An 11,505-nucleotide genomic window follows, 5' to 3' on the forward strand; every position below is an offset into this window, starting at 1 on the left:
CTTGCGCCATGCCGGCATGTCGCAAAATGCCCTGGACACGCTGCATCGCGGCTACAGCGCGCTGTTCCTGCATGACGATGCGCGTGTCGAATTGCTGATGGTCGAGAATCAGGAAGTCTTGCCGTTCAACCACCTGCGGCCGGCCTCCAGTGCGGCGCGCGACACCAGCCGGCGCAATATGCTGATGGTGGGGCACCTGACTTCGGGAGATCTTCGCCAAACCCTGTGCAACGACGCCTACCTGGCCCTCGGTGACTTTTACCAGCGCGTCACCACCTGCAATGGCGGCGTGCACGCGCTGGTCAGCGGTGACTCCGCGCGCAAGCAGCGGGAGTACCTGGCGTGGCTGAAGAAGGCTGCGCTGGCGAGCGGTGCAGAGATCCCGCCGCGCCAGCCCCTGGTGCTCAGCGGGCTGTTCGCGCGCATGGATGAGTGGAGCAACGCCTATTACTGCGACCTTTACGGCGAGCGTTACGCCGTCGCCGATAAGTCCGACACGGACAACCATCGCCACTTGGCCTATATCGGCGCTGCCGACCTTAAGGACGCGGCCGAATACTCCTCCGGGCCGCTGTTGCGTCAGTTCATGGGCTATGAACCGGACGAGTTTGGCTTTCATTTCAGCCACGCGAGCTATGCGAACCCGTTGCTGATGGCCCATCTGCGGGGCTTGCAGGCCGAGTGCCTGCGGGAACTGGATTACGAGGAGGGCGCACAGGGCTTCATGCAGCAGGCCGCGCTGTTCATGCGGCGCAAGCAGATTCCCGAACACCTGATTGCCCAGGCAGCGACCCAGGATGGCCGAGCGCTGGCGGCCGACTACGCCCAGGCGATGTTCCGATTGGATGAAAGCCAACTGAACTGCCTGATGTTTTCGCCGTTTATCCGTCACGGCGAGCGCCTCGAAAGCTTTTTGCGCCAATGCCACCCCGGCATGCTGGTGGCGCTCCCCGAGCTGCACAAGGCGCTGCAAGGCAAGCCGGTGGCCGAGATGCTGGTGCAATGGGCCATCGACACCAGCGGGTTGCCGATCGACCTGCTGCAACATCTCTATCGCAAGCGGCCAGCCACCGGCGTGCCGGGCATGGCCGAGACGCCACAGCAAGGTGCGCCCGCCCTGGCAGCCTACCAACTGGCGGGGCGTTAAGCGGGTGGCGGCGGGTGACCAGCGATGAACCTCAGGGACGACCGGCAAACCGACTTCGCCTACCAGGCGGTGTATCGCTACATGATCAACCTCATCGGCGAGGTGGGCACGGATGCCCGGGTAAAACTGCCATCATTGCGCCAATTGGCGGAGCGCCTGAATGTGTCGATCTCGACCATTCAATACGCTTACTCGTTGCTCGAGAAGGAGGGCCGGGTGTACTCGGTGCCCAAGTCGGGCTACTACGCCTGGCCGGTATTGAATAGACCGCCAGGCAGCAGCGGTGGCGACCTGCTGGAGCGCCTCTATGCCAGTGCGCGACGTCCGGGAATGCGCGTGCTCAGCGCCGATGAGCCGGCACTTGCGGCGTCACTGGACGCAGCGCTGTTGCTGCTCGAGCGCGAACTGTTGCGGCATTACCCGCATCATCTGCAGCCATGGTCGCAGCCCTGTGGCGTGTGGGAACTGCGGGCGACGCTCGCGGCGCGCTATACCTCGTCGCCGACCCGTTGCTGGCAGGCGGACGAGGTATACATCGGCGCCGATTTGCGCGGGGTACTGGAAATCCTGATCGAGGTGCTGGGTCTCAAGGGCGCTGCGATCATCGTCGAATCCCCGTGTGACTGGCTGATCCTGCGGTTGTTGCAGGGGGCAGGCGTGAGGGTTCTCGAATTGCCATTCACGGCGGACGACGGCCTGGACCTGGCGTTGTTCGAGCACTTGCTCAGCACCGAGCCGGTGCAGCTGGCGTTGCTGTCATCCGGTGTCAGCCTGCCGTCCGGCGTAGTCCTGTCCACCCATGATCGCCTGCAGCTAGTGCGATTGCTGGACCAGCATGGCTGTTGGTTGTTAGAAAATGACAGCCATGGTGACCTCGGCTTCGGGCAGCCAATCACCGCGTTACGGGACCTGGCCAATCCCGAGCGGCTGATGGTGTTTTCCACGTTCGAGAAGATGCTCGGGCCGGAAGCGCCGTTTGGCTATTTGCTGTCGCGCCACCTCAGCGGCGAGCTGCAGCGCCAGTTCCTGTTGCGCGCATTCCGGTTGTCCTCTATCCGCCAGCGCGCGATTGCGCGGCTCTATCAAAGCGGGCGCATCGACCAGCATCTGCGGGAGTTGCGCCCGCAACTCAAAGAGCAGGCCCGGCTCATGGGCCTGCGGCTGGACACGCATCTGGGCAACCAGGTGAGCTACCGAATGCCCGCCGCTGGCGCGACCTTCTGGTTGCGCTCAGAGGCCCCGGTGGATATGCGCCAGGTGTTCCAGCGCCTGCTCACCCGGCACGTGGTGATTGCGCCGGGGGAGTTGTTCAGCCTCAGTGGCCTGCACTGCCAGCATCTGCGGCTGAGCCATGCCGTTGACGGCGCCCATAACCTGGAGAACGCCCTGGATGAACTGGCTCTGGCGCTCAGGCAGGCACAGACCGGCGCTGAATGAAATTTCGCTGATTGCTGTAGGATTTATAACGTCGCGGAGCAGTCCAAGTCCCAGTAAACTGCACTTTTTTCCGAATCCTTCTCTTTCCGAGGTTTATGCATGACTCTCAGTCCTTTTGCGGGCAAGCCGGCACCAGCTCAATTGCTGGTAGACATCCCGCGACTGGTAACGGCCTATTACACCGGCCAGCCTGATGCAGCGATCTCCACCCAGCGCGTCGCCTTTGGTACCTCCGGGCACCGCGGCAGCTCGTTCGACCTGAGCTTCAATGAATGGCACGTGCTTGCCATCAGCCAGGCCATTTGCCTGTACCGTGAAGCCCAGGGCATCAACGGCCCGCTGTTTGTCGGCCTCGACACCCACGCGTTGTCCACCCCGGCGGGCGCCAGTGCGCTGGAAGTGCTGGCCGCCAATGGCGTGCACGTGATGCTCGCCGAAGGCGATGAGTACACCCCGACACCGGCGATTTCCCACGCCATCATTTGCTACAACCGCGGCCGCACCAGTGGTTTGGCCGACGGCATCGTGATCACGCCGTCCCACAACCCGCCACAAAGCGGCGGCTACAAGTACAACCCGCCCAACGGCGGCCCGGCCGACACCCACATCACCAAGTGGATCGAAGCCAAGGCTAACGAACTGCTGGCCAATAAGCTGGCCGGGGTCAAGCGCATCACCCATGCCCAGGCGCTGAAGGCCGACACCACTCATCGCCACGACTACCTCAACACCTACGTGGCCGACCTGGTCAACGTCATCGACTTCGATGCCATCCGCAACGCTGGCTTGCGCCTGGGCGTCGATCCGCTGGGCGGAGCAGGGGTGCGCTACTGGTCGGCCATCGCCGAGCATCACCGCCTGAACCTCGACGTGGTGAACACCGAAGTGGATTCGACCTTCCGCTTCATGAGCGTCGACTGGGACGGCCAGATCCGCATGGACCCGTCCTCCAGCTACGCCATGCAGGGGTTGATCGGCCTCAAGGACCGTTATGACGTGGCCTTCGCCTGCGACCCGGACCACGACCGCCATGGCATCGTGACGCCGTCCGGTGGCTTGCTGGCGCCGAACAACTACCTGGCCGTGTCCATCGACTACCTGTTCCAGAACCGCCCCGAGTGGCGCGCTGATGCTGCGGTGGGCAAGACCGTGGTCAGCAGTGGCTTGATTGATCGCGTGGCCAAGCGCATTGGCCGTCGCCTGTACGAAGTGCCGGTGGGCTTCAAGTGGTTTGCCGATGGCCTGTTCGACGGTTCGCTGGGTTTTGGTGGCGAAGAAAGTGCCGGCGCCTCGTTCCTGCGCAAGGACGGCAGCGTGTGGAGCACTGACAAGGACGGCTTGATCCCGGCGCTGCTGGCGGCGGAAATGACCTCGCGCAAAGGCCAGGACCCAAGCCAGATTTATCGCGGGCTGACCGATGCACTGGGCGAGCCGTTCGCCATTCGGGTGGATGCCAAGGCGACTCCGGCGCAGAAGGCCTTGTTGGGCAAGCTGTCGCCAGACCAGGTGACGTCCACGCAGTTGGCCGGGGAAAGCATCCAGCAGATCCTCAGCCACGCGCCGGGCAATGACCAGGCGATCGGCGGGCTGAAAGTCATGACTGAAAACGGTTGGTTTGCCGCACGGCCATCGGGCACCGAGGACATCTACAAGATCTACGCCGAGAGCTTTATCGGCGAAGATCACCTCAAGCAACTGGTGGAAGAGGCCCAGGTGTTGGTGGACGGGGCGATCTCGGCTAACTGATACCCAACCTATGACTGATTAACCTGTGGCGAGGGAGCAAGCTCCCTCACCACATTCAAGCTCGGTCAGGCGAGGTCGACCAACACGATCTCGCTGTCCTCAACCGCTGTCACCCGCAGTACCTGCTCATCCTCAACCGCCACACCGTCTCGAGCTTGTGCACGCAAGCCATTGACTTCAATTACCCCGGTGGCCGGTACTAGGTACGCCCGGCGTCCGTTGTCCAGCCGATACTCGGCACTTTCACCGGCTTTCAGGTTTGCCGCTACCAAGCGTGCATCGGCCCGAATCCGCAGGCTTTCGCTGTCTCCGGCCTTGCCACTGGCCAGGGTCACAAACCCTTCGCGGTCACCCTTCGGAAACGGCTTAGCGCCCCACGACGGCGGCAAACCGGCCTCATTGGGAATGATCCAGATCTGGAAAATCTTGGTCGGCGTAGCTTCCAGGTTGTACTCGCTGTGGGCGATCCCGGTGCCGGCGCTCATTACCTGGACGTCGCCGGCCTCGGTGCGGCCCTGGTTGCCCAGGTTGTCGGCATGGCTGATGGCGCCCTCACGCACATAGGTGATGATTTCCATGTCCCGGTGGGGGTGCTGCGGGAAGCCGGTGCCCGGTGCGATGAGGTCATCGTTCCACACCCGCAGGTTGCCCCAGTGCATGCGCTTGGGGTCATGGTATTCGGCAAACGAGAAGTGGTGGTGAGCGTCCAGCCAACCGTGATTGGCGCCGCCCAGGGTGTTGAAAGGTCGAAGTTCAAGCATGATCGTCTCCTGTGGATGGGAGCCATCATCCAGCAGCGCCAGATCGATAAAAAGCGTAAAAAATGCTGGATTCCTATCGAATGCTTCGATGCCGATGCTCAGGACTTGTCTTCACTTCATCGCCTAACTGCATGAGCGCAAAGCAATTGGCTGGAACTGTGGGGCATTTGCGGCGACCATAGGGCTCTTGTCCGAGTTAAAGCATCGCAGGAGTCCGCGTGCCGCAACACACCCCCGATCTGCCTCCCGAACTGCGGCCACTGGCCGAAATGCCCCTGTTGAAACGGCTCGCCGCCCGATTATTCGGTCACGGCCTGACGCGCCTGAGGGCACAGCACCGTTTCTCATGGCTGCATGGCCAGGCCGACGGCTTTCGCAGTGGCCACACGGCCGGCGTGGAGTATGGCTATAAGGAAGGCAAGGCGGATGGTATCGAAGAAGGCCGCCAGGTCCTGCTGATTCGTGACTTCCGGCCGGATGAGCACACTGCGCCGGGTGTTGACGACAACCTGTTCGATGATTGGCGCCTGCCGCTGACCGCCGAGTTGAAAAAACGCATCAAGGCTGATGTGGCGCGCCTGCTGCCGGCCCATGCCCAGCCGAGTGCGGCGCAATGGAAGATGATCTTCAGCGATACGCCGTCCACCTCGGTGATCGCCGGCGCCGGCGCGGGTAAATCCACCTCGCTGGTGCTGCGTATCCTGCTGCTGACCCATTACCTGGGCTTCGAGCTGAGCTCGATGACGGTGGTGACCTTCACCCGTGAGTCGCGCAAGGACTTCATCAACAAGCTCATGGAAATTCTCGCCTTGTGGGGCCAACCCCTTGGTATGAAAGACGCGCAAGCGGTGGTGCGGACCTTTCACTCACGCATCCTGCCAATGGTGCGCAGCCTGCCGGGCCTTGAACGGCTGCAGGCGTTCGAGAACCTCAATGCGCGGACCGAAGCGGGTTTTGATGAGGCCGACAGCAACCCCTTCGAATTGCGGATCAACGACGCCCAGCGCCAGCAACTGAATGCCTGCTATCACCGGCTGCATGGCCGCCATGAACGCTTCCGCGAACTGATCGCTCCGCTCGCGCGCCATGCCCTGCAACTCAAGGAGCTGGAGCGCGATCACCCGGACGTGCAAAAGCGCGTGGCGGTGACCGAACTGGCGGCCAAGCGCGATGAAGAACTTTGCGATGTGATCGAAGACCTGTGGTTTCGTGCCGGCGCCTGGCCGATCAAGGGCATCGAGCCCAATCGCCAGACGTTCGATATCAACGGCGCGAAGTTTCACTGCCATGGCTACATTGCCGAACTGGATGCCTGGGTCGTACTGGGCTTCGACCCGCGGGAAAATGCCCAGGTCAGTCGACCCGGGTCCAAGCTGTCAGTACGTGCCGAATGGGCGGTAAAGCGAACCCTATTTCAAGCTTTCTGCCGTAAACCATTGATATGGCTAGAAAGCTACGAGTCTTCCAAGCGGCTTTTAAGCAGCCTGGCAGGTGACGCAACAGCGGGCCCGGGCTTCGATTACAAGGTCAAGGGCGAGCTGGGTTCGGCACCGTTGCTGGACAGCTTTGTTGCCGCAGCCGGGTTCATCGAGAACCTCGGGCTGGATGTGCCCACCGCCGTGGGCAAGATGAGTTTTGCCAAGGATGATCCAGACCGTTTTTACTTCGAGGCACTGAGCATTTTCTGGAAGGCCCTCGAAGATCACTTGCTGGACCAGTCGCCACCGGTCATGACCTACAACCGGATGTTCTCGCTGTTTGGCGAAAACACCCCGGAGAACCTGAAGTTGCTCAGCGACCCGCTGCTACGGCCGATGTCGCACCTGATGATCGACGAATTCCAGGACGTATCGCCGCAGATCGTCTCGTGGATCCGGGCCAGCCTGCGGGAGATCCGCAGCCGTGGGCCGGCCATGCACGTGGGGCGCGGGGCCCAGCGCTCTTCGCTGTTGTGCGTGGGCGATGACTGGCAGTCGATCTATGGCTGGCGTGGCAGTTCGCCCAAGTATTTCATGGAGTTCAACAAGGAGTTCCCGTCACCCACGACCACCCGGGTGATGCTGGGCGAGAACTACCGCAGCCATCAGCACGTGATCGATGCTGCCGAGCACATTGTGCGGGCGGCCCCAGCCATCAGCGGCAAGAAAGCCAAGGCCAGTGGAACCGCGAAGGAGTTGGTGCCGGTCACGGTGCGTGACCGTGACGATGCGGCGCTGGGCCAACAACTGCTGGCGCACTATCAAAAGGGTGACTCGGTATTAATGCTGTATCGAAAAAGCAGCGATAAGTCATTGATGCAAGAGCATATTCAGTCGGTAGTTAATGTGGATTCTAGTTTGTCGTACGGCAGCCGCCGGCTCAAGCAACTGACTTATCACAGCGCCAAGGGCTTGCAGGCGGATGCGGTATTCCTGCTGGGCGACTGCCAGCACTTGACCAGTTCGCCGTACAAGAACCAGGTCTACCGCATGGCAGGACTGGGCAAGGACGGCGATACCGAAGCTTACGACAGCGCGCAGAAAGACGAAGTGCTGCGCCTGGCCTACGTGGGCATTACCCGGGCGGTGAGCCATTGCTATTGGTATGTCGACGGCCAGGATGGCCAAGGGGTGAATGTGCCAAAGGCTTCGGACCGGGTTGCCGGGGACAAACCGTTTTTTGACGACCAGCGCATCAGCAAATCATAAGGGGTGACGTTGAATCCTGTGGTGAGGGAGCTTGCTCCCGCTGGAGTGCGCAGCGCTCCCAGGATTTTGGGGCTGCTACGCACCCCAGCGGGAGCAAGCTCCCTCGCCACAGGATACCTGCGTTGCCAGATCAAGCCCGTAGCGACAGCGGCGGCACAAACGACTCCAGTTCATCCTCAACCGCCTCGATGATCCGCTCCACGTCAGCAGCGTTCATCACCGTGGCGCAAGGGATACCGGCAATTGCAATCAGGGTTTCCCCGCTGGCGCGGTCGAACAGGCGGGCGATCATACTGCCGGGAGCATCCATGCTCGCCTCAAAGCCCATGGGATGAAAGTGCCAGCGCATCAACTGGCAGGCGTTGGGGAATGTCACTTTGTTCATGTTGCCCACCTTGTTCATTGAGCGCTTCCTTTAGCTCGCTGCAGGGGCGCCATGACCGTCACTGGTCCTGGCCGTCGTGAGCACTAAAAATAGCATTCGTTCGCATCGGGCATGGGAGTTTTTTCGTCCCGTCCGGCAGTTGTTTTCAATAACGTTGATATGGGTCACGTGCTGCGTGGTATTAAGCGAAAGGCCATTAGTCGGAAATATCAAATGGCCGTTGAGCGGGTACGGGCAGTTGGGCAAGCTGCCTCTTTTTTCACCGGCGTAGAGCGCTCAATGCAAGACATCATTCCGGATGACTCCCAGAAAACCCAAGCTACGGCCAAGCTGGTACTGCGTCACCATCTGTGCTGGCGGGATCGGGACCTGGATGGAGTGATGTCGTACTACCATCCGGACATCCAATACCACGATTTCTTCCAGAACCGCGTGGTGGGTGCCGGCGAGCTGCGCGAATACCTGCAAGCCAGCATGCCCCGTGGCGCCGACGAAGCGATCGAACACACCGACCGCATCCGCGCCGACGGCGACACCGCATTCATCCAATACCGCATCACCTTGCGTGGCGGCCAGGGCCTGGTGTCGTTTCGCACCAGCGAAGCGATTACCGTGCGCGATGGCTTGATCTGGCGGGTCAACGAGTACGCCTCCCTGGTCCACGAGCAGTCTGCCAGCCGCCGCGAGACCACACGCCCGACCGTCAGCCGCCTGGGCCTGTCGCCGCAGCAACTGAGCTACATGGCCAACGACCTGCAACAGTACTTCGAGCGCCAGCAACCCTATCTGGACCCCGAACTGGACCTGCAACGGGTGGCGAAGGAGTGCGGGTACAGCCGCAACCAGATTTCCTACCTGTTGAACCAGGTGCTGGGGCAAAGTTTTTATCGCTACGTCAACCAGGCACGCCTCCAGCATTTGCTGGCTGCACTGGAAATGGCCGCGCCGCCGATCCGCATCGACGAACTGGCGTTTGCCGCCGGGGTCGACCCGGTGGAGTACCGCCTGCGTTACCTGAAGGACGAGCGCGCCATCGACCTGGTGAAATCCACCGCCGAACGCGCCAACTGGGCACCGCGTACCGCGCCGATGCAAACCGCGAATGAGGACCACCTGCTGCGTGGTCGGGGCTTTGCCTACGCGCGCTACATCCACAGCAAGTTTCCCGGCTTCGGCGCGGCGTGGGCGGCGTGGGTCGCGGACGTGGCCATCGACAAGCAGACCGGCGATGTCTCGGTGACGCGGGTGGTGATCGGGCATGACTCGGGGATGATGATCAACCCCGCAGGGGTGCAGCATCAGATCCACGGCAATGTGATCCAGTCCACCAGCCGTGTGCTCAAGGAACGCGTGACCTTTGAAGAGTCGACCGTGGCGAGCAAGGAGTGGGGCGGTTATCCGATCCTGACCTTCCCGGAAGTGCCGCAGATCGACGTACTGATGATGCCGCGCCAGGACCAGCCCCCGATGGGCGCCGGTGAGTCGGCCTCGGTGCCCAGCGCGGCGGCGATTGCCAATGCGATCTATGACGCCACCGGCATCCGTTTTCGCGAGCTGCCGATTACCCCCGAGCGGGTATTGGCGGCGCTGAATGCAGGCACCCTGGGCGAGCCGGCGAAGTCCCCGGAAAAGCGCCGCAAATGGTTGTTCGGCTCATTGTTCGCCGCCTTTGGCGCGGTGCTGGGCATGGCTGCTACCGCGTGGCCGTTTCACAGCGAAATTGCCCCGATTGCACCGCCCAGTGCAGGCACCTGGTCCAAGGCCACCCTGGAGCGCGGGCGCTTGCTGGCCGCCGTGGGGGATTGCGCGGTGTGCCACACGGCACCGGGCGGTGCCACCAATGCCGGCGGGCTGGCGATGCATACGCCGTTCGGCACCCTTTACAGCAGCAACATCACCCCGGATGAGAAAACCGGGATTGGCAACTGGTCCTACCCGGCGTTCGAGCGGGCGATGCGCGACGGCATTGGCCGCGACGGGCGCAACCTGTACCCGGCGTTTCCCTATACGGCGTTTCGCAATATCAACGATGCCGACATGCAGGCGCTGTATGCCTACCTGATGTCCCAGGCGCCGGTGAGCCAGGCACCGGTGCCGAATGCGATGAAGTTTCCGTTCAATATCCGGCCGTTGATGGCCGGCTGGAATGCGCTGTTCCTGCGCCGCGGAGAAATCAGCGTGCAGCCACAGCGCAGCGAGCAATGGAATCGTGGCGCTTACCTGGTCAACGGTTTGGGGCACTGCGCGGCGTGCCATTCGCCGCGCAACCTGATGGGGGCGGAGAAGGGCGGCAAGGCGTTCCTCGCGGGCGGCAGGGTGGATGGTTGGGAAGCGCCGGCCTTGAATGGCTTGTCCAAGGCGCCGACGCCGTGGACCGAAGACCAATTGTTCAGCTACCTGAGCACTGGTTATTCCGATGCCCATGGCGTGGCAACTGGGCCGATGGGACCGGTCGTGACTGAACTGGCGAAACTGCCCAAGACCGACATCCGCGCGATGGCGGTGTACCTGGCTTCGCTGAACGACAGCGGCGCCGCCGAAGCGCAGGTGGTGGCAGCTGCGACGGTGCCCAATGCCAATGGGCGACGGGTATTCGAAGGTTCATGCAAGGCCTGCCATGCCGACGGACAGGGCCCGAAGCTGTTCGGCGTCAGCCCGTCACTGGCGACCAATACCAATGTGCACAGCGATCAACCGGACAACCTGATCAAGGTGATTTTGCAAGGGATCAGCACTCCGGCGACCAAGGATCTGGGTTACATGCCGGCGTTCAAGGACAGTTTGTCGAACACCCAAGTGGCGGAATTGGCCGCATACCTGCGCGGGCGCTTCGCACCCCATGCACCGCAGTGGGAAGGCCTGGAGCAAACCGTGGCACACCTGCGAGCCAATCCCGGTACCCATTGATTCACACGGTCAAAAAATGTGGGANNCCCGCTCCCACATTTAGATCCAGGTTCTACCGTTGGATGGGCGGTGTCACGCATACCCCGCGCAACACCAGATCACTGATAAACCCCAGCCAATCCCGCTGCTGGGTCTTATCCGCCAAATCCTCCCCCAAAAACGAACTCAGCGTGTGCTGGTTGGAGTTATAGAAGTAGCACAACGAAGCAATCATCAAGTACACATGCTTGATGTCCACATCTTCACGAAACAGCCCTTGGGCCTGGCCCGCCTCAATGATCGGCCGCAACACCCCAACCGCCTCCCCGGACAACCGCCGCAGTTCACCCGACTGCTTCGCATGCTTGCCCTGGTGCAGGTTCTCGATGCTCAGGATCGCCACAAACTCGGGATGCTTGACGTAGTAATTCCAGATAAACCCCACCAGCGCCTGCA

The 11,505-nt window shown here is 61.8% G+C and carries 6 protein-coding genes and 3 pseudogenes; 6 read left to right on the forward strand and 3 right to left on the reverse strand.

Annotated features, from left to right (window positions below; all coding sequences use genetic code 11):
- The 3 genes from HX846_RS01895 to pgm all read left to right on the forward strand — a co-directional run.
- Window positions 1–1,147: hypothetical protein (locus HX846_RS01895; RefSeq protein ID WP_178964850.1), on the forward strand; the 1,147-nt coding region annotated here is incomplete at its 5' end.
- A gap of 24 nt (window positions 1,148–1,171) precedes the next feature.
- A complete protein-coding gene (locus HX846_RS01900) occupies window positions 1,172–2,584 on the forward strand; it encodes a PLP-dependent aminotransferase family protein (RefSeq protein WP_178964851.1) in 1,413 nt (470 codons plus the stop codon).
- 99 nt (window positions 2,585–2,683) lie between these two features.
- Entirely contained in the window at window positions 2,684–4,330 is a 1,647-nt protein-coding gene (pgm, locus tag HX846_RS01905; protein ID WP_087694418.1) for a phosphoglucomutase (alpha-D-glucose-1,6-bisphosphate-dependent), read from the forward strand.
- A 65-nt stretch (window positions 4,331–4,395) separates the two neighbouring features.
- On the opposite strand, the gene HX846_RS01910 is transcribed toward pgm, so the two are convergent.
- Window positions 4,396–5,091: a pirin family protein gene (locus tag HX846_RS01910; protein WP_003217133.1), complete on the reverse strand. Its 696-nt coding sequence runs from the start codon at window positions 5,089–5,091 to the stop codon at window positions 4,396–4,398.
- A 218-nt stretch (window positions 5,092–5,309) separates the two neighbouring features.
- Here HX846_RS01910 and HX846_RS01915 point away from each other — a divergent pair, with 218 nt between their 5' ends.
- On the forward strand, window positions 5,310–7,778 hold the full coding sequence (locus HX846_RS01915; RefSeq protein ID WP_178964852.1) for a UvrD-helicase domain-containing protein: 2,469 nt from the start codon (window positions 5,310–5,312) through the stop codon (window positions 7,776–7,778).
- Window positions 7,779–7,908: 130 nt separating this feature from the next.
- Here the strand turns inward: HX846_RS01915 and HX846_RS01920 are convergent, their stop codons facing one another.
- Window positions 7,909–8,181 carry a DUF1652 domain-containing protein gene (locus HX846_RS01920; protein ID WP_003217129.1) on the reverse strand — a complete coding sequence of 91 codons (273 nt, stop codon included), beginning with the start codon at window positions 8,179–8,181 and terminating at the stop codon, window positions 7,909–7,911.
- Window positions 8,182–8,442: 261 nt separating this feature from the next.
- Between HX846_RS01920 and HX846_RS39380 the strand changes: the two are divergent.
- Window positions 8,443–9,147: pseudogene (locus tag HX846_RS39380) on the forward strand (nuclear transport factor 2 family protein); the annotation flags it as partial.
- Window positions 9,121–11,070: pseudogene (locus HX846_RS01925) on the forward strand (c-type cytochrome); the annotation flags it as partial. The pseudogenes HX846_RS39380 and HX846_RS01925, both read left to right, overlap by 27 nt.
- Before the next feature lie 52 nt (window positions 11,071–11,122).
- Here HX846_RS01925 and HX846_RS01930 read toward each other — a convergent pair.
- Window positions 11,123–11,505: pseudogene (locus HX846_RS01930) on the reverse strand (TetR family transcriptional regulator); the annotation flags it as partial.

The organism is Pseudomonas sp. K5002 (genome assembly GCF_013386655.1).
GTDB lineage: Bacteria > Pseudomonadota > Gammaproteobacteria > Pseudomonadales > Pseudomonadaceae > Aquipseudomonas.